General features: G+C 65.3%; 27 protein-coding genes. 10 read left to right on the top strand and 17 right to left on the bottom strand.

What is annotated here, in order from left to right; translation table 11 throughout:
- Positions 1 to 30 precede the first annotated feature (30 nt).
- Complete coding sequence (locus IPK75_14315; protein ID MBK8199524.1) at positions 31 to 621, top strand: 2-hydroxychromene-2-carboxylate isomerase; 591 nt, start codon at positions 31 to 33, stop codon at positions 619 to 621.
- 161 nt (positions 622 to 782) lie between these two features.
- Here the strand turns inward: IPK75_14315 and IPK75_14310 are convergent, their stop codons facing one another.
- Positions 783 to 1,781, bottom strand: coding sequence for an adenosine kinase (locus IPK75_14310; GenBank protein MBK8199523.1), 999 nt, complete (start codon positions 1,779 to 1,781; stop codon positions 783 to 785).
- A 91-nt stretch (positions 1,782 to 1,872) separates the two neighbouring features.
- Here IPK75_14310 and IPK75_14305 point away from each other — a divergent pair, with 91 nt between their 5' ends.
- On the top strand, positions 1,873 to 2,748 hold the full coding sequence (locus tag IPK75_14305; GenBank protein ID MBK8199522.1) for a hypothetical protein: 876 nt from the start codon (positions 1,873 to 1,875) through the stop codon (positions 2,746 to 2,748).
- A gap of 121 nt (positions 2,749 to 2,869) precedes the next feature.
- Here IPK75_14305 and nth read toward each other — a convergent pair whose 3' ends face one another.
- The gene (gene nth / locus IPK75_14300; protein ID MBK8199521.1) at positions 2,870 to 3,589 is read right to left on the bottom strand and encodes an endonuclease III; all 720 of its coding nucleotides are present in this window, start codon (positions 3,587 to 3,589) and stop codon (positions 2,870 to 2,872) included.
- 44 nt (positions 3,590 to 3,633) lie between these two features.
- Here nth and IPK75_14295 point away from each other — a divergent pair, with 44 nt between their 5' ends.
- The 4 genes from IPK75_14295 (at position 3,634) to IPK75_14280 (ending at position 6,961) form a co-directional block, all read left to right on the top strand.
- Positions 3,634 to 4,122: a DUF2244 domain-containing protein gene (locus tag IPK75_14295; GenBank protein ID MBK8199520.1), complete on the top strand. Its 489-nt coding sequence runs from the start codon at positions 3,634 to 3,636 to the stop codon at positions 4,120 to 4,122.
- A 190-nt stretch (positions 4,123 to 4,312) separates the two neighbouring features.
- Entirely contained in the window at positions 4,313 to 5,575 is a 1,263-nt protein-coding gene (locus IPK75_14290) for a cytochrome P450 (GenBank protein ID MBK8199519.1), read from the top strand.
- 62 nt (positions 5,576 to 5,637) lie between these two features.
- Positions 5,638 to 6,309: a nitroreductase gene (locus tag IPK75_14285; GenBank protein ID MBK8199518.1), complete on the top strand. Its 672-nt coding sequence runs from the start codon at positions 5,638 to 5,640 to the stop codon at positions 6,307 to 6,309.
- 43 nt (positions 6,310 to 6,352) lie between these two features.
- Positions 6,353 to 6,961, top strand: a complete 609-nt coding sequence (locus IPK75_14280) for a DUF1287 domain-containing protein (protein MBK8199517.1) — start codon at positions 6,353 to 6,355, stop codon at positions 6,959 to 6,961.
- 182 nt (positions 6,962 to 7,143) lie between these two features.
- Here IPK75_14280 and scpB read toward each other — a convergent pair whose 3' ends face one another.
- From scpB to IPK75_14255, 5 genes are all read right to left on the bottom strand, one after another.
- Positions 7,144 to 8,145, bottom strand: a complete 1,002-nt coding sequence (scpB, locus tag IPK75_14275) for an SMC-Scp complex subunit ScpB (GenBank protein MBK8199516.1) — start codon at positions 8,143 to 8,145, stop codon at positions 7,144 to 7,146.
- The gene (locus tag IPK75_14270; protein ID MBK8199515.1) at positions 8,132 to 8,962 is read right to left on the bottom strand and encodes a segregation/condensation protein A; all 831 of its coding nucleotides are present in this window, start codon (positions 8,960 to 8,962) and stop codon (positions 8,132 to 8,134) included. Before IPK75_14270 ends, scpB begins: the two co-directional genes overlap by 14 nt.
- Positions 8,959 to 9,999: a beta-N-acetylhexosaminidase gene (nagZ, locus tag IPK75_14265; protein ID MBK8199514.1), complete on the bottom strand. Its 1,041-nt coding sequence runs from the start codon at positions 9,997 to 9,999 to the stop codon at positions 8,959 to 8,961. Before nagZ ends, IPK75_14270 begins: the two co-directional genes overlap by 4 nt.
- Positions 9,996 to 10,781, bottom strand: coding sequence for an SPOR domain-containing protein (locus IPK75_14260; GenBank protein MBK8199513.1), 786 nt, complete (start codon positions 10,779 to 10,781; stop codon positions 9,996 to 9,998). The genes nagZ and IPK75_14260 overlap by 4 nt, the downstream gene beginning before the upstream one ends.
- A gap of 101 nt (positions 10,782 to 10,882) precedes the next feature.
- The gene (locus IPK75_14255) at positions 10,883 to 12,055 is read right to left on the bottom strand and encodes a deoxyguanosinetriphosphate triphosphohydrolase (GenBank protein MBK8199512.1); all 1,173 of its coding nucleotides are present in this window, start codon (positions 12,053 to 12,055) and stop codon (positions 10,883 to 10,885) included.
- Positions 12,056 to 12,082: 27 nt separating this feature from the next.
- Here IPK75_14255 and erpA point away from each other — a divergent pair, with 27 nt between their 5' ends.
- The 3 genes from erpA to IPK75_14240 all read left to right on the top strand — a co-directional run bounded on the left by erpA (position 12,083) and on the right by IPK75_14240 (position 14,497).
- Entirely contained in the window at positions 12,083 to 12,424 is a 342-nt protein-coding gene (gene erpA, locus IPK75_14250) for an iron-sulfur cluster insertion protein ErpA (GenBank protein MBK8199511.1), read from the top strand.
- 74 nt (positions 12,425 to 12,498) lie between these two features.
- Positions 12,499 to 13,281, top strand: a complete 783-nt coding sequence (locus tag IPK75_14245) for a hypothetical protein (GenBank protein ID MBK8199510.1) — start codon at positions 12,499 to 12,501, stop codon at positions 13,279 to 13,281.
- 52 nt (positions 13,282 to 13,333) lie between these two features.
- On the top strand, positions 13,334 to 14,497 hold the full coding sequence (locus tag IPK75_14240) for an epoxide hydrolase (protein ID MBK8199509.1): 1,164 nt from the start codon (positions 13,334 to 13,336) through the stop codon (positions 14,495 to 14,497).
- 200 nt (positions 14,498 to 14,697) lie between these two features.
- On the opposite strand, the gene IPK75_14235 is transcribed toward IPK75_14240, so the two are convergent.
- The 8 genes from IPK75_14235 to IPK75_14200 form a co-directional block, all read right to left on the bottom strand.
- Entirely contained in the window at positions 14,698 to 15,084 is a 387-nt protein-coding gene (locus IPK75_14235; GenBank protein ID MBK8199508.1) for a hypothetical protein, read from the bottom strand.
- Positions 15,085 to 15,209: 125 nt separating this feature from the next.
- Positions 15,210 to 15,677: a transcription antitermination factor NusB gene (gene nusB, locus IPK75_14230; protein ID MBK8199507.1), complete on the bottom strand. Its 468-nt coding sequence runs from the start codon at positions 15,675 to 15,677 to the stop codon at positions 15,210 to 15,212.
- Positions 15,674 to 16,102 (bottom strand): 6,7-dimethyl-8-ribityllumazine synthase, encoded by a 429-nt coding sequence (gene ribH / locus IPK75_14225; protein ID MBK8199506.1) that lies wholly within the window; start codon positions 16,100 to 16,102, stop codon positions 15,674 to 15,676. Before ribH ends, nusB begins: the two co-directional genes overlap by 4 nt.
- A complete protein-coding gene (ribB, locus tag IPK75_14220) occupies positions 16,102 to 17,229 on the bottom strand; it encodes a 3,4-dihydroxy-2-butanone-4-phosphate synthase (protein MBK8199505.1) in 1,128 nt (375 codons plus the stop codon). The genes ribH and ribB overlap by 1 nt, the downstream gene beginning before the upstream one ends.
- Positions 17,230 to 17,235: 6 nt before the next feature.
- Entirely contained in the window at positions 17,236 to 17,856 is a 621-nt protein-coding gene (locus tag IPK75_14215; GenBank protein MBK8199504.1) for a riboflavin synthase, read from the bottom strand.
- A gap of 19 nt (positions 17,857 to 17,875) precedes the next feature.
- A complete protein-coding gene (locus IPK75_14210; protein MBK8199503.1) occupies positions 17,876 to 18,529 on the bottom strand; it encodes a RibD family protein in 654 nt (217 codons plus the stop codon).
- Positions 18,526 to 18,999: a transcriptional repressor NrdR gene (nrdR, locus tag IPK75_14205; protein MBK8199502.1), complete on the bottom strand. Its 474-nt coding sequence runs from the start codon at positions 18,997 to 18,999 to the stop codon at positions 18,526 to 18,528. Before nrdR ends, IPK75_14210 begins: the two co-directional genes overlap by 4 nt.
- A gap of 6 nt (positions 19,000 to 19,005) precedes the next feature.
- Positions 19,006 to 20,313 (bottom strand): serine hydroxymethyltransferase, encoded by a 1,308-nt coding sequence (locus IPK75_14200; protein ID MBK8199501.1) that lies wholly within the window; start codon positions 20,311 to 20,313, stop codon positions 19,006 to 19,008.
- Between the two features lie 217 nt (positions 20,314 to 20,530).
- Here IPK75_14200 and IPK75_14195 point away from each other — a divergent pair, with 217 nt between their 5' ends.
- On the top strand, positions 20,531 to 20,929 hold the full coding sequence (locus IPK75_14195; protein ID MBK8199500.1) for a MucR family transcriptional regulator: 399 nt from the start codon (positions 20,531 to 20,533) through the stop codon (positions 20,927 to 20,929).
- 18 nt (positions 20,930 to 20,947) lie between these two features.
- Here the strand turns inward: IPK75_14195 and hemA are convergent, their stop codons facing one another.
- Together hemA and IPK75_14185 are read right to left on the bottom strand one after the other, a co-directional pair.
- A complete protein-coding gene (hemA, locus tag IPK75_14190) occupies positions 20,948 to 22,165 on the bottom strand; it encodes a 5-aminolevulinate synthase (GenBank protein ID MBK8199499.1) in 1,218 nt (405 codons plus the stop codon).
- A 100-nt stretch (positions 22,166 to 22,265) separates the two neighbouring features.
- Positions 22,266 to 23,057, bottom strand: coding sequence for a class II aldolase/adducin family protein (locus tag IPK75_14185; protein ID MBK8199498.1), 792 nt, complete (start codon positions 23,055 to 23,057; stop codon positions 22,266 to 22,268).
- Between the last annotated feature and the right edge of the window lie 35 nt (positions 23,058 to 23,092).

The raw sequence follows: 23,092 nt of genomic DNA, 5'->3' as shown, positions 1-23,092 counted from the left end.
TTCCAAAACAAAACTTAATGGGAGACTGACATGGCCAAGAGTTTCGAATTCTTCTTCGATTATGCCAGCGCCACCGCGCCGCTGGCGATGCCCCTGATCGCCCAGATCGAGCAGCGCACCGGCGCCGAGGCGATCTTCCGGCCGATGTTCCTCGGCGGCGTGATGCAGGCGACCGGCAACAAGCCGCCGGGCACGGTGCCAGCCAAGGGCAAGTACATGGCGCGCGATATCCAGCGCTGCGCGGCGCATGTCGGCATCCCGTTCTACATGAACCCCGCCTTCCCGGTGAACACGCTGGCCGCCTTGCGGGCGACCGTCGGCTTCGAGGACAAGGCGGAGCAGCGCCGGTTCGCGGCGGCCTGCTTCAACGAGAGCTGGAGCGTGCCGCAGCCGCTGAACCTGGGCGACCCGGCCCACCTGGCGCAGCTGTGCGAAAAGCACGGCTTCGATACGGCGCGCGTTGCCGCGATGGCGACCGACCCGGCCAACAAGGAAAAGCTGAAGTCCAATACCGACGAAGCCGTCGAACGCGGCGTCTTCGGCGCACCGAGCTTTTTCGTCGACGGCGACCTGTTCTTCGGTCACGACCGTCTGGATTATGTGGAGCGGGCGCTGGCCTGACTTCTAGCCCCCTCTCCCCTCGGGAGAGGGGGTTGGGGGTGAGGGGGGGGGCACCTCGCTCAAACCCAATCAAAACGCTTCAGGCGTAGCCCTCCCTCACCCCTGCCCCTCTCCCAAGGGAGAGGGGTGGATTGCATTGTGACGGACGCTCAGGGCGCCAACTAAACGAAAATCCCGGCTTTTTCCGCCAGCGCCTTGTAGGATTGCTCCGGGCGCGGACCGAAATGCGAGATCACTTCAGCGGCGGCGATGTGGCCGAGCCGGGCGCAGGTCGCGAGCGGCAGGCCGCGTGCAACGCCGTAGAGGAATCCCGCCGCATACTGGTCGCCGGCGCCGGTCGTGTCGACGACCCTTGCAACCGGCTCGGCCGGCACGGCAATCGGCGCGCCGTCGCCGATGACCACCGAACCCTTGGCGCTGCGCGTCACGGCCGCAACGGCGCAATCCGCATGCAGGGCGCTGAGAGCGGCGTCGAAGTCCTGCGTTTCGTAAAGCGATTTCAGCTCGGCTTCATTGGCGAACACGATGTCTGCAAAGCCTTTGACGAGCTGGCGGAAACTCGCGCGGTGACGGTCGACGCAGAAACTGTCCGACATCGTGACGGCGACCTTGCGGCCGGCAGCCTTGGCAATCTCGGCGGCGTGGACGAAGGCGGCCTTGGCCTCTTCCTTGTCGAAGAGATAGCCTTCCAGATAGAGGATCTGGCCGGCGCGCACCATGTCGGCGTCGACATCATCCTTCGAAAACAGCACCGAGGCGCCGAGGAAAGTGTTCATGCTGCGGTGGCCGTCATCGGTGACGAAGATGATCGAGCGGGCCGTCGCCGGGCCGTCGGTCAGCGGGCGGGTGTGGAACGGCACGCCGGTCGCCATCATTTCGCGCATGAACTGGTGGCCGAGTTCATCATCGGCAATCTTGCCGATATAGCCCGCCGCGCCGCCGAAGCTGGCGAGGCCCGCAATCGTGTTGGCGCCCGAGCCGCCGGACGTGATCACCGGGTTGCGGGCAAGCTCGGTGAGCTGCTGGGCGCGCGGCTCCTCGATCAGCTGCATCGCGTCCTTCTCGATGCCGAGGTTCGCCAGGAAGGCGTCGTCGGCAATCGCCAGCACGTCGACGATCGCGTTGCCGAGGCCGACCACATCGTATTTGGCATTGCTCATCGCGCCGCTTCCCTTGCCGCTGCTGAAGTTCCGCGCCTTGCCAGACAGGGGCCGTGGACACAAGGCCCGGACCTCATTACAGCCCCGGGCCATGAAAAAGATCGCCTATCTCGCCAGCCGGGTCACCCTGCCGGGCTCCTTGATCCGCCGGACCGACGCCTTCGAGCATGACTTCATGATGGATGCCTTGCGGGACCCCTTCGAGGCTCGGGGCATGCGCGTCGACGACCTGTCCTGGGACGATCCGAACGTGGACTGGTCGGACTATGCCGCCGTGCTGATCGGCACGACCTGGGATTATTGGGACCGGCTGGACGAGTTCCTCGCCACGCTCGCCCGGATCGAAGGACAGACGCAGCTGTTCAATCCTGCCGCGCTGGTGAAGTGGAATATCCGCAAGACCTACCTGCGCGACCTGGAAGCGCGCGGCGCGAAGCTCATCCCAACCGTGTGGCTGGATGTGGCGGACGAGGCGGGTGCGCGGGCGGCGTTCGATACGCTCGGCTCAGACGATCTCGTGTTCAAGCGGCAGGTCGGCGCCGGCGCAAAAGGCCAGCACCGGCTGAAGCGCGGCGAGCCTGTCCCGGAGATGCCGCACCCGATGATGGTGCAACCTTTCCTGCCGATGATCCAGCAGGAGGGCGAACTCTCGTTCATCTTCATCGACGGCGAATTTTGTCATGCGCTGATCAAGCGGGCCCAGCCGGGTGACTACCGCATCCAGTCGACCTATGGCGGGCGGGAAGAGAAGATCGCTCCGTCTGCGGACGACCTTGCCGCTGCGCGGGCAATCATCGGCGCGCTGGGCGCGCCCCCGCTCTACGGCCGCGTCGACATGCTGCGCGGCGCCGATGGCGGCCTGTTGCTGATGGAACTGGAAGTGATCGAGCCATATCTCTATCCGGTCGAGGGGCCGGAACTGGGTGAGCGGCTGGCGGCGGGTGTTGTGCGGCGGTTGGCGCTCTGAAGCCCCCTCTCCCTTGGGAGAGGGGGTTGGGGGTGAGGGGGGCGCCACGCCCGAAGCGGATTGCAACGCCGCCGGCGAAGCACCCCCTCACCCCTGCCCCTCTCCCAAGGGAGAGGGGTTCTCAGGTCGCTTTTCGAGGCCCTCTCGGCCCCAACGCCGCCACCTTAGACGGGTCCGGCGTCTTTGGTTTGTACGCACACAGATGGCTGATGGCGCATTGCCAGCATTCCGGCGTGCGCGCCTTGCAGACATAGCGCCCGTGCAGGATCAGCCAGTGGTGCGCGCCCTTCTTGAACTCCGGCGGCGTGATGCGCTCGAGGATCGCCTCCACCTGGTCCGGCGTCTTGCCGGGGGCGAGACCGGTTCGGTTCGAGACGCGGAAGATGTGGGTGTCGACCGCAATGGTGGGCTCGCCGAAGGCTTCGTTCATCACCACGTTCGCCGTCTTCCGGCCGACACCGGGCAGTGTGGTGAGCTCGTCGCGCGTACGCGGGACTTCGCCGCCGAAATCATCGATGATCTTCTGGCTGAGGGCGATGACGTTCTTCGCCTTGTTGCGCCAGAGGCCGATCGTCTTGATATGAGCGGCGACCCCCTCCTCCCCGAGCGCCAGCATTTTCTCCGGCGTGTCGGCGACCGCGAACAGTTTCTTCGTCGCCTTGTTGACCCCCACGTCGGTCGCCTGCGCCGATAGCGCGACGGCGACGACCAGCGTGAACGGATTGACGAAGTCGAGCTCGGTGCGCGGGTCCGGCCGGTCGGCCGCGAGCGCGGCAAACAGCACCGCCGCCTTGGCACGGGTGAACTTCGATTTCGGTGCCTTGGCCATCAAGTGAGGCATAGAGCGCCCTTTTTCCGGCGCAAGGGCGTGCTAGGTGGAATTGAATGACCCCGCCCGATGAAATCATCTATCTCGACGCCACGCTCACCCCCAACCGCTCCCTCAGCGAGCGCGGGTTTGCCATCGGCATGGCCATCGTCGCGGTGGTGTTCTTCCTGACCGGGCTGATGTTTTACTCGATGGGCGCCGTGCCCATCCTCGGCTTCTTCGGGCTGGACATGGTGGCGGTGTGGCTGGCGTTTCGGCTGTCCTTCCGCAAGTTGGAACAGGAAACGCGGGTGACCGTCACCGCCCGCGCCATCCGGATGCGCCACCGGGACCCCCGCGGACGGGTCCGCGAGGCCGAAGTGCCGACCGCCTTCGCCCGGGTGGAACTGGACGAGCCCGTCTTGCCGGACAGCTGGCTGCGAATCGAGCATGGACGCTCGGCCTGGGTGATCGGCCGGTTCCTGACACCGGACGAGCGCAAGGCGTTTGCGGACAGGCTCAGGGAAGCTGTGAGAGCCGCAAGATCCGAGCGCCTGCCGGCCTGATCGGGCCTTTCACACAAAAATGACGCATGCGTCATGGTTTTTTCAAAACAGCTGTGCTAAATAATTCCCGGAACGTTCAATCGCCCCCGAAGATGGGCCCGACGCCGGAGGATCATACATGGCTGCCGACACTTTCTCCTTCGAGAACCATCCTGCCCTTGAGCGCCCGAAAATCACCCCGCGCGAGCCCATGCACCCCGGTTACACGGAAACCTTCGGCGAGGTGAAGCCGGCCTCTGAACTGGACCTCGCCACGCTCGACGTCGTCGACCCGGAAATGTGGCGCCAGGCCAAGTTCTGGGACCGCCTCGAGCGCCTGCGCAAGGAAGACCCGGTCCACTACACGCCGGACAGCTTCGTCGGCCCCTACTGGTCCGTCACGCTCTACGAAGACATCATGGCGGTCGACACCGACCACAAGCGCTTCTCCTCCTCGTGGGAATACGGCGGCATCACCCTCGGGCCGCCGCTCGAGGACTTCGAGATGCCGATGTTCATCGCGATGGACGAGCCGCGCCATTCCGAGCAGCGCAAGACCGTCCAGCCGGCCGTCGCGCCGAACATGCTGAAGGAATACGAGCCGCTGATCCGTTCGCGCACCCAGGCCGTGCTCGACGGCCTGCCGGTCGGCGAGCCGTTTGACTGGGTCGACCGCGTGTCCATCGAACTGACCGGCATGATGCTGGCCACCCTGTTCGGCTATCCGCAGGAGCGCCGCCGCGAGCTGACCCGCTGGTCCGACATCGCCACCAACATGCACAACCCGGACATCTGCCCGGGCGGTGAAGTGCAGTGGAAAGAAGAGATGATGTCGTGCCTGATGGCGTTCATGGGCATGTTCCAGGAACGCGGCCAGGGCGAAGACACAGGCGACCTGATCAGCCTGCTCGCACACGGCGAGAAGACCAAGAACATGTCGCCGATGGAACTGCTCGGCAACGTCATCCTGCTGATCGTCGGCGGCAACGACACCAGCCGCAACACGATGTCGGCTTCGGTCTACGCGCTGAACAAGTATCCGGAACAGTACGCCAAGCTGAAGGCTGACCCGACGCTGATCCCGAACATGGTTTCGGAAACCATCCGCTGGCAGACGCCGCTGTCCTTCATGCGCCGCACGGCGCTGGAGGATGTCGAAATCCGCGGCAAGACGATCAAGAAAGGCGAGCAGGTCGCCATGTGGTACGTCTCGGGCAACCGTGACACCAACTTCTGGAAGGAAGATCCCGAACTGTTCGACATCGAGCGGAAGAATGCCCGCCAGCACCTGTCATTCGGCTTCGGCATCCACCGCTGCGTCGGCAACCGCCTCGCCGAGCTGCAGCTGAAGATCCTCTGGGAAGAACTGATGGCCCGCTACGACCATATCGAAGTGCTGGCCGAGCCGTCCTACACGTCCGGCGCCTTCGTGCGCGGCTACACCTGGATGCCGGTCGTGCTTCACCCGAAGTAAGGACTGGCCGCCCTGCGGTAACCTGATTAGACCTCCCGTCAGAGATGTCGGGAGGTTTTTTCATGGACGTATCCAAGGCCGTTGCGAAACGCATTTCGACGCGGGGCTTCCTGCCCGACGCCCTTCCGCTCGACGAGGTCAAGGCCTGGCTGACGGCTGCGCAGCGCGCCCCCTCCGGCGGCAACACACAGCCCTGGCGCGTGATCGTCGTGACCGGCGATGCCAAGGACGAAGTGATCCACCTCGCCCAGAGCAAGCTGGCGGAAGACCCGCGCGGCGAGGCCACGGATCGCCCGATCTATCCGCCGAATCTCTGGGAGCCGCACGAAGCGCGCCGCCGCCGCGTCGGCGAGATGCTGTATGAAGCGCTCGAAATTCCGCGCGAAGACCGCGCCGGCCGCCTGCGCTGGTTCTCGAACAATTTCCGCTTCTTCGGCGCGCCGATGGCGGTGTTCGTCGTCATCGACGAGCGCATGGGCCACGGCCAGTGGGGCCATGCCGGCATGTACCTGCAGACGCTCTGCCTGCTCGCCGAAGAGCGCGGCTGGGGCACCTGCATGCAGGAATGCTGGGGCATCCTGCGCCCCACTCTGAAAGAGCATTTCGGCCTCGGCCCGACCGAGATGATCTGGTGCGGCATCGCCGTCGGCAAGCCTGACCCGAACGAGAAAGCGAACCGTCTTTATGCGGAGCGCGCGCCGCTGGAAGAAGTCGCCGAGTTCAAAGGCTTCTGAATTCGGACAAAATCCTGCCGCAAGCGCACGGCTCTATGGCGCCATGTGGACGCGGCGATCTTTCTTCCTGTCTGCGCTGGGGCTGCCCCTGCTGCCCACCTTGCCGCTTGTCGAAGCCGAGCAGCAATGGAGCCGGAAACTCATCCGCGCGGCGCGCCAGCAGATCGGCGTGACGCTGAGCTACGACCCTTCCTACGTCACCCTCGCCTATCCCGGCGGCGATGTGCCCCGCGAGGCCGGCGTGTGCACCGACGTCGTGATCCGCGCCTACCGCGATGCATTCGATATCGACCTGCAGGTCCTCGTGCACGACGACATGAAGGCAAATTTCGCCGCCTATCCGACAACCTGGGGCCTCAGCCGCGCCGACAAGAACATCGACCACCGGCGCGTGCCGAACCTCGAAAAGTATTTTGCGCGAATGGGATACGAGCGTGAAGCGCCGGGCGTTTCGTCCGACTGGCAAGCCGGCGACCTGCTGACGATGCGCCTCGGCGGGCGCCTGCCCCACATCGCGATCTATTCCGGCAAGGACCCGATCCTCGGCACTTCGCTGTTCATCCACAACATAGGCGGCGGCACCCGCGAGGATGACCTGTATGCGGACTACTCGTCGCCGAGGCGTTTCAGGTTTCCTCCGCCGGACGTCTGACCTTTAGCCCCTTCTCCCTTGGGAGAAGGCTCGCGCGGGAAATCGTATACGATTTCTCGACCACTCGAGGGGACGAGGGGGTTCCTCGCCCGAAAAATTGCGCACGCTCCCCGGCGCAGCGCCCCCTCACCCCTGCCCCTCTCCCGAGGGAGAGGGGTGCGCTGCACGGTGAGGCGCGCGCCCTATTCGTCATCCCGCCAGGTGTGCATCGGCTGCTGGGGCATCCGGGTTTCGTTGCGCAGTTTCAGCACAGCGGCCTTGACCGTGTCTCGGTCGAAGGCTTCCGGGTCTTCCGATGATTTCGGTGCGCGCGTATAGGCAAAGACGCTTACGCCGCCTTCATCTTCGTCTTCGCCGCTGTCTGCCCCGGCCTGTTCCGGCGCGGCTTCGGCGACATCGTCCGCCGGCGGAGCGATGCTGTCATCGTCCATGAAATCGGTCACGAACGACTCGACGTCTTCAAGGCTGGCGAGATCGTTGATCAGGGTGTCGTCTTCGGAGAGCGCTTCCTCGTCCGGCATCTGGAAGCCGGACGGGATAACATCCGTGAGCAGGCCTTCGGCTTCGAGGTCGGCCTTGCCCGGCAGCGTGTCGAGGCTTTCGAGGCCGAAGTGTTCGAGGAATTTCTCGGTCGTACCGTAAGTGATCGGCAGGCCCGGTGTCTTGCGGCGGCCGCGCACGCGCACCCAACCGGACTCCAGCAGCGTGTCGATCACCGACTTCGCGACGGCCACGCCGCGGACCGCTTCGATTTCGGCGCGCGTAACGGGCTGGCCATAGGCGATGATCGCCATCGTCTCCAGCGCCGCCTGCCCCAGCTTCTTCTGGACCTGGCGCTCTTCCACGAACAGGTAGGACAAGTCCTGCGCCGTCTGGAAGCGCCACTTGCCGGCCACTTCCACAAGGTTCACGCCGCGCTTGGCATAGACCGCGCGCAGCGCCATCAGCACCTCACCGGCCTCGATGCCCTGCGGCAAGATCTCGGATACTTGCTCCGCAGACAGAGGTTCGCCTGCAGCGAACAGCACCGCTTCCGCGCGGCGCACGCCTTCGGCCAGCAGCGCATCGCGCCCACCCAGCAGATCGGCTTCGGCCCGCGCCTGCGCATCCGAGAGCTGGCCGAGGGCATCCCGGCGTGGGTCCGGTGTGTCGTGGGTCATCTGGTATTTCTCAAGCGGTTGCATCGAGGGCCTCCCCGGCGCGTTCGGCGTTGCGAAGGTAGATCGGCGCGAAATGCGCATCCTGGCGCATGTCGACCTCGCCGTCGCGGGTCAGTTCGAGGGCAGCGGAAAACACGCTCGCAGTCACCGACCGGCCGGGCACTTCCGGCGTGTTCTCGGACAGGGCCGTGCGGATATCGTCAAGGCTTGACCAGTTCTCGAGCTGCTTGCGCAGGCCGCGCAGCGTGTTGCGCGCCTGTTCGAGCGCCAGAACGGGCTGCTGCTCGATCCGGTGAGGCTTCTCCTTTTCCTTCCGGTCACGGATGGTTCCGAAGGCGGAGGTCAGGTCGTACAGGGTCGCCGTGAACTCGGTGAGCTTGACGACTTTCGGCTGCACCGGCGCGCCGCGCAGGAATACGACATTGTTCAGCACCGGACCCGCTTCCAGTTCGCGCACGGCCTGGCGCATCGCGTCGAGCCGCTTGAGGCGGAATGAGAGGCGCGCCGCCATCTCCTCGCCTGTCGGTTCATCCTCGTCCAGCGCCTCGGGCTTCGGCAGCAGCAGGCGCGACTTCATGAAGGCAAGCCAGGACGCCATCAGCAGGTAGTCTGCGGCGAGGTCGATCCGCTTGGCGCGCGCGTCCTCGATGAAGGCCATGTATTGTTCGGCGAGCTGAAGCATCGAAATCTGCAGCAGGTTCACCTTCTGGCGGCGGGCGAGTTCCAGCAGCAAGTGGAGCGGGCCCTCATAGCCCGGCAGGTCCACCGAAAAGGCGTTGACGCCATCGGCATCGGCCACGTCGGCCGACAGGGCATCGATGGAGATGGCGTCGCCGCTCATGCCATGGCTCCCGCTTGCGGGAAGAGTTCGTGGAACCGGCGCCAGCCCTTCGCGGGCTCGAACGCCTCGGTCCGGCGCGCGATGGCATCGGCCGCGTCGGCGCGGTCTTCCGCCTTGCCCTTCAACACGGGCGCGGCTTTCGCCACTTCGGTCATCTCGGCAAGGATCTCGCCGGCATCCTTGAGGAAACCGGAACAATGCAGCAGCACGTCGCAGCCCGCCGCAATCGAGGCGTTGGCGCGTTCAGTGAGGGTGCCCCCCAAGGCCTTCATCCCCAGATCGTCGGTCATCAGGAGGCCATCAAACCCGATTCGGCCGCGGATGACGTCCTGAATCATGATCTTCGAAACGGTGGCCGCCTTGCCGGGATCATAGGCGTCGTAGGCAATGTGCGCAGTCATCGCCATCGGCGCGTCTGCCACCCGGGCAAAGGCGTCGAAGTCGCTGGCGAGTTCATTCTGACCGGCGGTCACGCGCGGCAGTTCGAGGTGGCTGTCGGCAAAGGCGCGGCCATGGCCGGGAATGTGCTTGATCACGCCTGCCACACCGCCGGCGGCAAGGCCCCGGAGTGCGGCCGCAGCGAGATCGGCGATGCTGGCCGGGTCGGCGCCGAAGGCGCGGTCGCCGATGATGTCGTGGGCGCCCGGAACCGGCAGGTCGACCACCGGGGCACAGTCGGCGTGGATCGACAGGCTGGCGAGCTCGGCCGCAATCAGCCGGTGACCGAGCCAGGTGGCTTCCCGCCCCTGCTCCGGATCGGCGGCATACAGCGCCGCATAGTCAGCGCCGCGCGGGAACAGCGGCCATTCCGGCGCCTTCAGGCGGGCGACGCGGCCGCCTTCCTGGTCGATGAAGATAAGCGTCTCGCGGCCCGTGGCATCCCAGATATCGGCGACCAGCCGGCGCACCTGCATGCGGTTCACGCAGGAGCGGCCCATGAGGATCACGCCCCACGGATTTTCGGCCCGGAACAGGGCCGCCTCGGCCGGGGTGAGCTCCGGCCCGGACACACTGAGAATGCAGGCTTTGACCACTATCCGTTCACCACGATGCAGTTGGCACCGGCTTCCTTGACCGCTTCACAGAAGGCCGAGGCCTCCGATCTGTCGGCAAAGGCGCCGACGCGCAACCGGTAAAACACACCCTCCGAGCCGAGATCGGCGCGCTGGATGACTTTCGTGGCACCGTGGTAGAGTTCCGGCGCCGAAGCGGTCACCCGCTTCCAGGCCGTCTCGGCCGCGTCTTCGGAGCGCAAGGCCGCGATCTGCACCAGGTAGCCGCCATTGTCGGCGAAGGCGAAGCGCACGCGAGGCCCGGCCGGGACCGGCTCGGCGGCAACGGCAACGGATTTTTCCACAGGTGCGGTTTCCTCGATCACCGGCAGGGCCGGTGTCTCGCCAAGTTCCGTCACCGGCTCGACCGGCCCGCGGCGAAGCTGCGCCGGTTCGCCGTCGCTGACCGGCCCGGCACCTGCCAGTTCCACAGGCTTCGGCGCTGGATCTGCTGCGACTTCGCGTTTGGAAGCGTCCATCTCGTCGAAGAAGCGGATGTCGGTGTTGGGCACGGCCACGCCGCCGGCCTCCTCCGGTGACTGCTTGAACGGCGTTTCTTCGGCCAGCACGCTGGGCAGGCCTTCGCCCTCCGGGCGCACGCCCTGACGGTAGGTGTTCCACACAACCGCACCGAAAATCAGCAGCACGCCGATCGCGAGGGTGAGGATCAGCGGACCGCGCGCGGTTTCCTCGTCGCGCACGTCGAAGCCGCGATAGTCATCGTCAAACGGGGCGTAGTCTTCGCCGTGTGAGCTCGCTCGGCCCATGGGTCGCTCCCTGCAGAGAATTTGGAGTTAACAACTAGGCGCGTTTCCTTAACGAGCCTTGAAGATAGGCGATTTCGCCCGTCGTTGCGGCCTTTCCGGGCTCAGGCGAGGCTGCGCGAATCGAACAGGCGTCGGTGCTCTTCGAGGGCGAAAGTGTCGGTCATGCCGGCGATGTAGTCGCAGACCACCCGGGCCCGCTGGGCATCATTCCCCGGATCGGCCATGCCGTTCCAGGGCGGCGGCAAGGTCTGCGGCTCGCGCAGGAAAACGTCGAACAGGTCGGCCAGCACCCGTTTGGCCTTCGAGCGCATCCGGTTGACCCGGTAATGCTTGTACATGCGCGCATGCAGGAACGCCCGGAGCGCCCGCTGCGGCGCCTCCAGCCCTTCCGAGAAGGCGATCAGCGGGGCATCCATCGCCCGCACATCGGCGGCGGATTTCGGCTTGTAGCGCTTCACCCGTGCCCGGGTTTCACCCAGCAGGTCATTGATCCACAGCCCGATCAGGCGGCGGACGGCCTCGTAGGTCACCATCCGGTCGTCGAGGTCCGAAAACTCGATCCGCACGCCCCGGAACACGTCGCCAACCACGGGCAGGTCCATCAGGTCCTCGACCGTGAAGAGGCCGGCGGCCATGCCGTCGTCGATGTCGTGGTTGTTGTAGGCGATGTCGTCGGACAGGGCGGCGACCTGCGCTTCGGGGCCAGCGAACTGGTCGATCTCGAGGTCGAGGATCTGCGGAAAGTCGCGGAAAGCGGCCGGCAAGTCGTTGAGGGTCGTGTCGGGCCCGGTCAGCGGGCCGTTGTGCTTGACGAGGCCTTCGAGCGTTTCCCAGGTCAGGTTGAGGCCTGCGAACTGCGGATACCGCCGCTCCAGCCGGGTCACGATGCGCAGCGACTGGGCGTTGTGGTCGAACCCGTCATAGGGCTGCATGCATTCGTCCAGCTGGTCCTCACCGGCATGACCGAAGGGCGGGTGGCCAAGATCGTGGCAGAGCGCCAGCGTTTCGGCCAGATCCTCGTCCAGCCCTAGCGTGCGGGCGATGGTGCGGGCGATCTGGGCGACCTCCAGAGAATGGGTCAGGCGCGTGCGGAAATGGTCGCCCTCGTGGGCCACGAAAACCTGCGTCTTCTGCTTCAGGCGGCGGAAGGCGGTGGCATGGATGATCCGGTCGCGGTCGCGCTGGAACGGCGTGCGGGTCGCCGAGGGCGCCTCCTCGAAGAATCGGCCGCGGCTGTCTTCATGCCGGGTTGCGAACGGGGCTCTCTTTTCCATGGCCGTATTCGTCCTTATGTTCTGCCCATGACCGACGTTTCTACACCGGATGTGACCCTTACAGCCTCGGCTGCGAAGCGGATTAACGCGATTCTCGCCAAACAGGACGGCGCGGCTTACCTGCGTGTGTCTGTTGAGGGCGGCGGGTGTTCGGGCTTCTCCTACAAGTTCGATTTCGCCTCCGAGGCGAACAGCGACGACCTGCTGGTCGAGCGCGACGGCGCGAAGGTGCTGATCGACGAGATGAGCCTCGAATTCCTCAAGGGCTCCGAAATCGACTTTGCCAATGAACTGATCGGCGCGGCGTTCAAGATCAAGAACCCGAACGCCACATCCGGCTGCGGCTGCGGGACCAGCTTTTCCGTCTAGGCGTGCGCAGCGCGGGCATTGCGGCGGGCACATGCGGCGATAGAGTCTCACAAAATTGTAAGTGAGGCTTCGCCATGTTCGGCAAGAAGAAATGCAACGCAGCGCCGGTGTTCAAGGATCCCGTGCACGCCGCGACCCCCGAGCAGGCCAGGACTGCCGTGGCGGCGCTGGAATGCCCCTCGGGCGCCGCGCTGACGCCGGGCGCCCTGACCGCGCCGAGCGCAGCGGCGCTGGTGAAAGCGGCGCAGTTGCCGGATGCGGTGTGGATGTACGGCCAGCGGCTGGAATGCAGCCGGTGCAAGAAATCCTGTGACGTCACCATCAGCGTGCCCGACGCTGCGAGCCCGCCGAACCCGCAGGCCGTGCGCGCCAAGGCGCGGCCGGACTTCTATGCCCTGCAGCATGCTTTCCTGCCGGAATGGTTCCTGACCAAGCCGGAAGAAGCGATCTCCCTGCTGTCGACCAAGCTGGACGGCTGGCAGGCCGCGACGATGAAACAGATCGGCGGCATCGTGGCGCGCACCGCCGGCGAGCCGATGCCGATCGTCAGCGCGCAGGTGGTGGGGACGCCGGGCGAGACGACGTCGCTGCTGCTCGATTTCATCACGCCGTCCGCCCCGGTCGAGGCGCACTATGCGCTGCTCGTCGGCGGCACCTCGCCCCGCTACCTGCTGTCGGAGAAGACCCACATGGGTGAGGACCGGCCGGTTCCGGACATGGCCGGGCTGACCGAATGGGCCTTCGCCAACGCTGCGCGGACCGACATGAAGCACACCGCCATCGACCTGCTACCGGATACCTCGCGCACCACGTTCTTCATGACGGCGGTCGAGCTGCTGAAACGGCGCCTCGCCTGACGCCCGGATTCCGATTGAGAATTCCGGCGGGCGGCGTAGGCTCCCGCGCATCATGACCCAGCCCAGACCGTTCAAGATCAACGTGCCCGACGCCAAGCTCGCCGCCCTCCGCGCGCGGGTCGAGGCGTATCGATGGTTTCCCGCGCCTGCCAATGAGCAGGGCTTCGCCTATGGCATGTCGACGCCGGTGATGCAGGACATCCAGAAATACTGGCTGGAGCAGTATGACTGGCGGAAGGCCGAAGCCGACCTCAACCGGTATCCACACTTCATGGCCGAGGTGGACGGCCTTGCGATCCATTTCGTGCACGTGGTTGGCGAGGCGGGCGGCAAGCGGCCGCTCCTGATCACGCATGGCTGGCCGGGCAGCTTCTTTGAATTCTGGCAGGCCATCGGGCCGCTGGCCTTTCCGTCCGAACACGGAGGAAAGGCGGAGGACGCTTTCGACCTCGTGATCCCGTCCCTGCCCGGCTACGGGTTTTCGGCGAAGCCCGCCTCCCCGATCGGGCAGCGGGCAACGGCCGCGCTGTGGGACAAGTTGATGCGCGATGTGCTGGGCTACCAGACCTACCTGGCGCAGGGCGGCGACTGGGGGTCGATGGTGACCTCCTGGCTGGGCGTCAATCACGGGGCCGGCAATGGCGGCTGCCGCGGCATCCATCTCAACATGATGGCGCTGCGCCCGGCAGACGCGGTTCCTCAGACGGCAGATGAAAAGGCCTGGCTGGCGCACTCCCAGATGATGATGCAGGCCGAGGGCGCCTACCTGATGGAGCAGGCGACGAAGCCGCAGACGCTGGCGATGGCCCTGATGGATTCGCCGATGGGCACGGCGGCGTGGATCCTCGAGAAATTCCATGGCTGGAGCGACCTGAGCGAACGCGGGCTGCTGGACGTCTACACGCGCGACCAGCTGCTGACCAATGTGATGATCTACCTCGTCAATGACGCCATCGCGACCAGCGTCTGGTATTACAACGCCTTGTTCCAGGAGGGCGGCAACGGCCTGCAGGCCGGGCAACGCTGCGAGACGCCGATGGCGTTCGCGAGCTATCCGGGCGAGCGGTATATCGTGGCGCCGCCGCGCAGCTGGGCAGAGCGGGCGTATAACGTGGTCCGGTGGACAGAGATGCCGAAGGGCGGGCATTTCGCGGCGATGGAAGTGCCGGAGATTTTCGTGGAAGACCTGCGCCGCTGGGCGCGGGAGTTGGCATAGATCGCAGCGCCGAGGGCCGGACGCGGGGGTGAGCCGGCCGGTTTCTGGTTCTTGATGTGAGCTCTCCGCGGACCCCTGCGCAGGCGGGAGTCCAGTTCTCGGTGTAGAGGGCGGAGGCTGGATGCCTGCCTTCGCAGGCATCTGCGGAGAGGGTGCAGATTGATGCACTGGGTCCCGGCTTTCGCCGGGATGAGCGGCGTCTAGGAGGTGTCGAGGAGGGTGAGGGCTGCAGCCCCCTCCGTCACCCGCGGTGACACGTCGCCCACCCAGCGCGGGAGGATGGCTTCGGGCGTTGCCTCGGTGTCGAGGCAGGTCGGAACAGCAGACTCCCACGAGGGGTCCGTCAGGGGACGGAAGGTTCGCTGTGGGGGCTTGTAGGCGTTCGGGTCTGGCTGGGCCACGGCGTAGTGGATGGAGACGAAGCCCCATTCGTTGACTGAATAGAGCGCGTTCCCGATGCCGTGTGCTTTGAACCAGCGGAGCAGGCGGTTCAGTTCCCACCAGAGGATCAGCCAGCACAGCGGGTGCACATGCGCGAAGAAGGGCGCGAAGTGCGGGTGGCTGCGGAGGCGGGCGATGGAGTACATGGGACGGAGTATAACTCCGTGCGCGGAGGGGTGGCGTAAGTTTTGGCCAATTATTTTACAAGCGCTTGATGCGGCTTGTTATTTTGTTTGGCGAAGGGGGCAAAACCGTTGCGTAAGTGCGCGCGTCAGGCGCGCAGGTCGCGGCCGATGTTCTGCAGCAGGGCGTTGGCGAATTTTGCATCCGCATCGTCGAAGAAGTCGTGCGCGAGCGAGACGTACTCGTCGAGGATGACCGCGTCCGCGAGTTCCTGGTGGGCGATGAACTCGGCGCCGCCGGCGCGCAGCAGCGCGCGCATGGTGGCGTCGAGGCGTGTCAGCTTCCAGCCTTCGGCGAGGCGGGCGAGGATCGCATTGTCGATGCGCGCCTGATTGTCGACGACAGCGTTGACGATCGACTTGAAGATGTCCGGATCGGCGTCCTCGATCGGCGCGCCGTCCGGGCCGAGGCCGAGACGGTCTTCCATGAATTCGCGGATCGTGGCGCGGGCGGATTTGTCCGTCTGCTCCATTTCGTAGAGCGCCTGCACGGCGGCAAGGCGTGCGCCGGCGCGGCGGGCGCGCGTGACGTCGAAGGGGAGCTTCTGGGTGCTCACCGGATCAGTTCCTTGCGGAACTTGATCATGGCGAGGCAGGCATTGGCGGCTTCTGCGCCCTTGTTCTTGCGCTTGCGGTCAGCGCGGGCGAGTGCCTGGGCTTCGTTCTCGACGGTCAGGATGCCGTAGCCGATGGCCTGGCGGCGCTGGACGATGAGGTCCATCAGGCCGCGGGCGCTCTCGCCGCAGACATAGTCATAGTGCGAGGTTTCGCCCCGGATGACGCAGCCGAGCGCGATGGCGCCGTCAAACCGGCCGGAATCGGCGGCCATGGCGATGAGGCCCGGGATTTCGAACGCGCCGGGCACTTCCATCACGGTGACTTTCGCGCCAGCGGCGTCAAGCGCTTCCATAGCGCCTGCTTCCAGCTCGTCGCTGATATGCTTGTAATAGCGCGAAATCGCGATCAGGACGCGGTCGGCCATCAGGTGTTCTCCTCGTTCAGGCGGCGCCAGCCCTCTATCGTCAGGCCGTATCCGTCAAGCCCCGCAAGGCGGGTGGGCTGCGTATCGGACAGGTAGATCATCTTCTGCACGCCCAGTTCACGCAGGATTTGCGCACCGATGCCGTATTCGCGCAGGGGCGCGCTGGGATCGCGGGGGGCGGAGGATTTGAGGCCAAGGCGCTCGGCAATCGCGTTCGGGCTCATCATGCCGACGAAAACCACGACACCGGGCTCGGGCGCTTCAGCGATGATGCGCATGGCCTTGCCGACGAGGCCTTCGCGGGGGCCCTTCTCGCCGAGGATGTCGGAGAGAATGTCGGTGCGGTGGACACGCACGATGGTGGTCGAGTCCGGCTTGATGTTGCCGTGGACGATGGCGATGTGCTCGGTGCCGTCGAGGGCGTTGCGGAAGCAGACGGTGCGGAAGCCTTCGCCGAAGGCGGAGTCCAGCGGCGCCTCGACGCGGCGCTCGAGGAAACGGTCGTTCTGGCGGCGCCAGTGGATCAGGTCGGCGATGGTGCCGATCTTGAGATTGTGCAGCTGGGCAAAGGCGACGAGCTCCGGCAGGCGGGCCATCGTGCCGTCATCGTTCATGATCTCGCAGATGACGCCGGCCGGATAGAGACCTGCCATGCGGGAAATGTCGACGGCGGCTTCGGTGTGGCCGGCGCGGACCAGCGTGCCGCCTTCCTTGGCGATCAGCGGGAAGACGTGGCCGGGGGTGACGATGTCGTCGTGATCCTTGGTGGGATCGATGGCGACGGCAATCGTCCGTGCCCGGTCATGTGCGGAGATGCCGGTGGTGACGCCCTCCTTGGCCTCGATCGAAACGGTGAAAGCGGTGCCCATGCTTTCGCGGTTGTTGCGGGTCATCATGTCGAGCTGCAGCGTGTGGGCGCGTTCCTGCGTCATCGACAGGCAGATGAGGCCGCGGCCGAAACGGGCCATGAAGTTCACCGCTTCCGGCGTCGCGAAGGTCGCGGGGATCACGAGGTCGCCTTCGTTTTCGCGGTCTTCCGCATCGACGAGGATGAACATCCTGCCGTTACGGGCATCCTCGATGATCTCCTCGATCGACGAGATGGCGGCGTGGAATTCGTTGCTCATGGCGGCCTACTTTCCTTCCGGCGCATCGGCGCCGATCATGCGCGCCACGTAGCGCGCGAGCATGTCGATTTCGAGGTTGACCCGCGCGCCGGCCTTCAGTGCACTGAGGTTCGTGACTTCCCAGGTATGCGGGATGATCGCGACCTGGAAGTCGCCATTCGGGAGCGCATCAGCAACCGTCAACGACACGCCGTCGATGGCGGCGGAGCCCTTGGTGGCAAAGTAGCGCGCGATGGCGGCGGGCGGACGGATGGTGACGCGGAAGCTCTGGCCTTCAGGCTCGACCGAGACGACTTCGCCGACACCATCGACATGGCCGAACACGAAATGCCCGCCCAGCTCGTCGCCGAGCTTCAGGCTCTTCTCGAGATTGACGCGCGTGCCTTCGGCCCAGCCGCCGAGGACGGTTTTCGCGAGCGTCTCCGGCACAGCTTCGACGGCGAACCAGGCGCCGCGCGTGCCCTGCCCCATGTCGACCACGGTCAGGCACACACCGGAGTGCATGATCGACGCGCCCATGGCGATTTCGGCCAGCGGATAGCCGCTCTCGACCTCGAAACGGGTGAGACCGTTGCGATGCTCGGCGCGGCGGACGGTGCCGACATCTGTGACGAGGCCTGTAAACATGGGAGAATCCTGCCGGGGCCTATTGCTCAGATCGAACATAAGTATCGAGGACGTCGTCTCCAATCCGTTCCGTCGCGACAGGACGCCACCGGGTCGCACCCGCGAGGCTCGTGAGGCCCAGCTCGCCGATGGCCGACAATCCTTCGCCGCCGATCAGCAGCGGCGCGCGGAACCACGCGATCTCGTGCACCAGGCCTTCCCGGACGAAGCTGGCCGCGAGCTGGCCGCCGCCTTCCACGAGCAGGGTGCGGATCCCTTCCGCCTCTGCGCGGCGCAGGACTTCGCCGACATTGACGCGGATGCCGTTGCCGCAGCGCCAGATGCTTGCCCCGGCCGATGCGAGCGGCTGGGCGGCGTCGCCGGCGGTTGCGATGACGACGGCGCCGACATTCAGCGAGGTCATCAGCTTGGACGTGAGCGGCGTGCGCGCGCGGGAGTCCGCGACGATGCGGATGGGCTGGCGCGAGGGCAGCGGAATGGTACGCGCAGTCAGCAGCGGATCGTCGGCGAGCACCGTGCCGAGGCCGACCATGACGGCGTCATGGGCCGCGCGCAGTTCGTGGGCGCGGGCGCGCGAGGCGCTGGACGTGATCCACTGGCTGGTGCCATCGGCGAGCGCGATGCGGCCATCGAGCGAGGTCGCCAGCTTCAGGGTGACGCGGACGGCGGTCATGCTTCGTCGGCGTCGTCTTCTTCGAGCGCGGCCTTTTCGATGAACTGGGCGAAATCGCTCGGGTCCTTGAAGTCCCGGTAGACGCTGGCATAGCGGACATAGCCTACCGGATCGACGCGCTTCAGCGCTTCCATGACGAGTTCACCGACTTCCGACGACGGCACTTCGGTCTCGCCGCCGCTTTCGAGCTTGCGGACGATGCCGGAGACCATCTGGTCCATGCGTTCGCGGTCGACCGGGCGCTTGCGTAGGGCGATCAGGATGGAACGCTGCAGCTTTTCTCGGTCGAACAGCGAGCGCTTGCCGTCGCGCTTGATGACGGTGATCTCGCGCAGCTGGACGCGTTCGAACGTCGTGAAGCGGGCGCCGCAGCTCTCGCAGACGCGGCGGCGGCGCACGGCGGTATCATCTTCCGCAGAGCGGCTGTCCTTTACTGCCGTATTGTCACTGCCGCAGAATGGACACCGCAAACCGGATCAGGCTCCCAGACCGTCATAGATCGGGAACTGCGCCGTGAGCGCCATCACTTCGCCGCGGACCTTGTCTTCGGTCGCGGCGCTGTTGCCGGTCGCGAGCGCGTCTACGATTTCGCCGATCCACGCGCCGATCTGCAGGAACTCGGCTTCGCGGAAGCCGCGCGTGGTGCCAGCCGGCGAGCCGACGCGGATACCGCTGGTAACGGTCGGCGGCGCGGGGTCGAACGGGATGCCGTTCTTGTTGCAGGTGATGTAGGCGCGCTCGAGCGCGGACTCGGCATCGCGGCCGGTGACGCCTTTCGGGCGCAGGTCGATCAGCGCGAGGTGCGTATCGGTGCCGTCGGAGACGACATCGAGCCCGGCCTGGCGGCAGGCGGCGGACAGGGCGCGCGCATTGGAGACGACCTGGGCAGCGTAGTCGCGGAATTCCGGCATCAGTGCCTCGCCGAAGGCGACGGCCTTGGCCGCGATCACGTGCATCAGCGGGCCGCCCTGGATGCCGGGGAAGATGGCGGAATTGAGCTTCTTGGCCAGCGCCTCGTCATTGGTGAGGACCATGCCGCCGCGCGGTCCGCGCAGTGTCTTGTGCGTGGTCGTGGTGGCCACGTGGCAATGGTCGAGCGGGTTCGGGTGCGCGCCGCCTGCCACGAGGCCGGCGAAGTGGGCCATGTCGACCATGAACAGCGCGCCGACGTCATCGGCGATCTCGCGGAACTTCGCGAAGTCGATCTGGCGCGGATAGGCCGAGCCGCCGGCGATGATCAGCTGCGGACGATGGGCGCGTGCGAGGCGGGCGACTTCTTCAAAGTCGATCAGGTGGTCGTCCGCCCGGACGCCGTACTGGACGGCGTTGAACCATTTGCCGGACTGGTTCGGCTTGGCGCCGTGCGTCAGGTGGCCGCCCGCGGCAAGGCTCATGCCGAGGATGGTGTCGCCGGGCTTCAGGACGGCCTGGAAGACGCCCTGGTTGGCCTGGCTGCCGGAGTTGGGCTGGACGTTGGCAAAGCCGCAGTTGAACAGCTTCTTGGCGCGTTCGATTGCGAGTTCTTCAGCCAGATCAACGAACTCGCAGCCGCCGTAGTATCGCTTGCCGGGATAGCCCTCGGCGTATTTGTTGGTCAGCACCGTTCCCTGCGCTTCCATGACCGCCCGCGAGACAATGTTTTCCGACGCGATCAGCTCGATCTGGTGCTGCTGGCGGCTCGCTTCCTTGCCGATGGCAGCGGCGAGCTCCGGGTCGCGCTCTGCGAGGGACTGGGTGAAAAATCCGCCCGAAAGCGCCTGCGGGCTGTGCGCCGAATCTGCCATGAAAATCTCCGGAAGCGAGTTGCGCGCTGTTTACGCGCGTGTGCCGCCCGGGGCAACAGCTGCTGAACCTCTGGTCAGCTCGCCGCGATAACTGGCGTTTTCCAAATATATTCGCAGACTTACGGCTTAGATACTTTACGCTGACCCCTGATTACAATTATTGCTATGTCTAGCCTGATGTCTTGTTCACTGAATACAGAGTCAGGTGGGGTGGGACATGAAAGAACTGGAAGAATCCGAGCTTCTCGAGATGACCGTTGAAATCGTGTCATCTTACGTGGCGAACAATGCGTTGCAGGCGGGCGCCCTTCCCGACCTGATCAAGACCGTGCACGCCACGATCATGGGCCTTGCGCATCATGAAGAAGCGCCGAGGGAGAAGCTTGAGCCGGCCGTTTCGATCGCAAAATCGGTCACACCGGAGTACATCGTCTGCCTGGAAGACGGGCGGAAGCTGAAGATGCTCAAGCGCTATCTTCGCACACGGTATGACATGACGCCCGAGGAATACCGCACCAAATGGGGCCTGCCGGCGGACTATCCGATGGTAGCGCCCAATTACGCCAAACTGCGTTCGCGACATGCGAAGCAGATCGGCCTCGGAAAAAAGCGGTAACGGCCGCTGAGGAACCCCTCAAGCGGCCCGGTCCAGCCCCAGCTGCTTCCAGACGGCGAGCAAAGCGGCGACCAGCTCGTCCATCATGATCTCGTCATGCACCGGGCTCGGCGTGAAGCGGAGGCGCTCGGTGCCGCGTGGCACGGTGGGGTAATTAATCGGCTGCACATAGATTCCGAAATCGAACAACAGCGTGTCGGACAGCGCCTTGCAGCGTTCCGGGTCGCCCACGAGCAGCGGCACGATATGCGACGGCGACTCCATGACCGGCAGGCCGTGATCGAGGAATTTCTGTTTCAGCTGCGCTGCCTTCTGCTGGTGCACGGCGCGCAGGCGGCGGCCTTCGTCGGTGCGCAGCTTGCGGATGCTGGCGAGCGCGCCGGCCGCCATGACGGGGCATGTGGACGTGCTGAAGATGAAGCCGGAGGCCATCGAGCGGATGGCGTCGATGACACTCGCATGGCTCGCGATGTAGCCGCCCATGACGCCGAAGCCCTTGGCGAGGGTGCCTTCGATGATGTCGATGCGGTCGGCCAGTCCCAGCATTTCGGCCACGCCGGCGCCCTGGTCGCCATAGAGGCCCACGGCGTGGACTTCGTCGAGATAGGTCAGCGCGTCGAATTCTTCCGCCAGGTCGCAGATTTCAAGCATCCGGCCAAAATCGCCGTCCATCGAGTAGACGCTCTCGAAGGCGATGAGTTTCGGACGGGCCGGGTCGTCGATCTCGATGAGGGCACGCAGGTGGTCGACATCGTTGTGACGGAACACGCGGTAGTCGGCGCCGGAGCGGCGGATGCCCTCAATCATCGAGGCGTGGTTCAGGGCGTCTGAATAGATGATGAGGTCCGGCAGGATCTTGCCGAGGGTCGACAGGGTGGCGTCGTTCGACACGTAACCGGAGGTGAAGAGCAGCGCGGCTTCCTTGCCGTGCAGGTCCGCGAGTTCGCGCTCAAGGTCGACGTGGTAGCGCGTGGTGCCGGAAATGTTGCGGGTGCCGCCGGAGCCGGCGCCGAAGCTGTCGATCGCTTCGTGCATCGAGGTGATGACGTCATCGTCCTGGCCCATGCCGAGATAGTCGTTGGAGCACCAGATCGTCACTTCCCGCTCGCCATCGTCCATGCGGGCGGTGGCCTTGGGGAACCGGCCGCGATGGCGCTGCAGGTCAATGAAGACCCGGTAGCGGCCTTCGCCGCGGATGGTGTTGAGGGCGTCTTCGAAAGATTTGAGATGCTTCATTTGCCGCACGCTGACTTTCAGTTCTTGGCCGCCTGACATGGCGCCGCCGGACCACGACTTCTTAGGTCCGGCGGATATTTAGTCTTATCCGTAAAATTACCTATGCGGCATAACCGGGCAGTTGCCGGTCGAGCTTGCGCAGCAGCGCCGGCCAGACGAGTTTCTCGGTCAGGACCGACATTCCGGTGCTGTGTTCGGTCATTCCGCCCTGCCCGGCGACCTTCATCTGCAACGGTTCGTCGCACTCCAGGACGCCGTTGCGGCCGGCCGTAAGGGCCATGATCTGCATCGCGCAGGCGCGTTCCAGGAAGAACATGCGGGTGAAGGTCAGCGCGGCCGTCGCCCCGCAGGTGAGCGTGCCGTGGTTGCGCAGAATCATCGAATGCTTCTTGGGCCCGAGATCGGCCACAAGACGCTCGCGCTCGTCGAGGTCGAGGGCAATGCCCTCATAGTCGTGGTAGGCGACATCTTCGCGCACGGCCATGGCGGTCTGGCTGATCGGCAGCAGGCCTTCCTTCTGGGCCGACACGGCGACGCCCTGGTCGGTATGAACGTGCATGACGACCATCGCATCCTCACGGGCAGCGTGGATAGCCGAGTGGATGGTGAAACCGGCCGGGTTGATCATCGACTCGGTCTCCTGGACGATATTGCCGTCCAGATCGACCTTCACGAGCGAGGAGGCCGTGATTTCCTCGAAGAAGTAGCCGTAGGGGTTGATCAGGAAGTGGTGCTCGGGGCCGGGCACCCGGTGGGAGATATGGGTGAAGATCATGTCGTCCCAGCCGTACATGGCCGTCAGGCGGTAAAGGGCCGCGAGATCGACCCGCGCTTTCCATTCCGCTTCGCTGACTGCGCTGCGCATGTCGATATTGGCGTTACCGTCGGCCATCTGGCGTTTCTCCCTGTTTGTCAGCGCCACTTTAA

The sequence above is a fragment of the Acidobacteriota bacterium genome (assembly GCA_016712445.1).
Lineage (GTDB): Bacteria > Pseudomonadota > Alphaproteobacteria > Caulobacterales > Hyphomonadaceae > Hyphomonas.
The sequence above is the reverse complement of the archived record's forward strand: the minus strand, read 5'-3'. Positions and strand labels throughout refer to the sequence as shown.

What these genes read in the sequence shown, in the direction of transcription:
- IPK75_14245 (MBK8199510.1), top strand. Translation starts at nt 12,499, where the DNA reads ATGTTCGGCAAGAAGAAATGCAACGCAGCGCCGGTGTTCAAGGATCCC.
- IPK75_14210 (MBK8199503.1), bottom strand. Translation starts at nt 18,529, where the DNA reads ATGACCGCCGTCCGCGTCACCCTGAAGCTGGCGACCTCGCTCGATGGC.
- erpA (MBK8199511.1), top strand. Translation starts at nt 12,083, where the DNA reads ATGACCGACGTTTCTACACCGGATGTGACCCTTACAGCCTCGGCTGCG.
- hemA (MBK8199499.1), bottom strand. Translation starts at nt 22,165, where the DNA reads ATGAAGCATCTCAAATCTTTCGAAGACGCCCTCAACACCATCCGCGGC.
- ribB (MBK8199505.1), bottom strand. Translation starts at nt 17,229, where the DNA reads ATGAGCAACGAATTCCACGCCGCCATCTCGTCGATCGAGGAGATCATC.
- IPK75_14290 (MBK8199519.1), top strand. Translation starts at nt 4,313, where the DNA reads ATGCACCCCGGTTACACGGAAACCTTCGGCGAGGTGAAGCCGGCCTCT.
- IPK75_14315 (MBK8199524.1), top strand. Translation starts at nt 31, where the DNA reads ATGGCCAAGAGTTTCGAATTCTTCTTCGATTATGCCAGCGCCACCGCG.
- IPK75_14215 (MBK8199504.1), bottom strand. Translation starts at nt 17,856, where the DNA reads ATGTTTACAGGCCTCGTCACAGATGTCGGCACCGTCCGCCGCGCCGAG.
- IPK75_14310 (MBK8199523.1), bottom strand. Translation starts at nt 1,781, where the DNA reads ATGAGCAATGCCAAATACGATGTGGTCGGCCTCGGCAACGCGATCGTC.
- IPK75_14255 (MBK8199512.1), bottom strand. Translation starts at nt 12,055, where the DNA reads ATGGAAAAGAGAGCCCCGTTCGCAACCCGGCATGAAGACAGCCGCGGC.
- IPK75_14270 (MBK8199515.1), bottom strand. Translation starts at nt 8,962, where the DNA reads ATGAGCGGCGACGCCATCTCCATCGATGCCCTGTCGGCCGACGTGGCC.
- ribH (MBK8199506.1), bottom strand. Translation starts at nt 16,102, where the DNA reads ATGGCCGACCGCGTCCTGATCGCGATTTCGCGCTATTACAAGCATATC.
- IPK75_14200 (MBK8199501.1), bottom strand. Translation starts at nt 20,313, where the DNA reads ATGGCAGATTCGGCGCACAGCCCGCAGGCGCTTTCGGGCGGATTTTTC.
- scpB (MBK8199516.1), bottom strand. Translation starts at nt 8,145, where the DNA reads ATGCAACCGCTTGAGAAATACCAGATGACCCACGACACACCGGACCCA.
- IPK75_14195 (MBK8199500.1), top strand. Translation starts at nt 20,531, where the DNA reads ATGAAAGAACTGGAAGAATCCGAGCTTCTCGAGATGACCGTTGAAATC.
- IPK75_14240 (MBK8199509.1), top strand. Translation starts at nt 13,334, where the DNA reads ATGACCCAGCCCAGACCGTTCAAGATCAACGTGCCCGACGCCAAGCTC.
- IPK75_14185 (MBK8199498.1), bottom strand. Translation starts at nt 23,057, where the DNA reads ATGGCCGACGGTAACGCCAATATCGACATGCGCAGCGCAGTCAGCGAA.
- IPK75_14295 (MBK8199520.1), top strand. Translation starts at nt 3,634, where the DNA reads ATGACCCCGCCCGATGAAATCATCTATCTCGACGCCACGCTCACCCCC.
- IPK75_14285 (MBK8199518.1), top strand. Translation starts at nt 5,638, where the DNA reads ATGGACGTATCCAAGGCCGTTGCGAAACGCATTTCGACGCGGGGCTTC.
- nth (MBK8199521.1), bottom strand. Translation starts at nt 3,589, where the DNA reads ATGCCTCACTTGATGGCCAAGGCACCGAAATCGAAGTTCACCCGTGCC.
- IPK75_14280 (MBK8199517.1), top strand. Translation starts at nt 6,353, where the DNA reads ATGTGGACGCGGCGATCTTTCTTCCTGTCTGCGCTGGGGCTGCCCCTG.
- IPK75_14235 (MBK8199508.1), bottom strand. Translation starts at nt 15,084, where the DNA reads ATGTACTCCATCGCCCGCCTCCGCAGCCACCCGCACTTCGCGCCCTTC.
- IPK75_14260 (MBK8199513.1), bottom strand. Translation starts at nt 10,781, where the DNA reads ATGGGCCGAGCGAGCTCACACGGCGAAGACTACGCCCCGTTTGACGAT.
- IPK75_14305 (MBK8199522.1), top strand. Translation starts at nt 1,873, where the DNA reads ATGAAAAAGATCGCCTATCTCGCCAGCCGGGTCACCCTGCCGGGCTCC.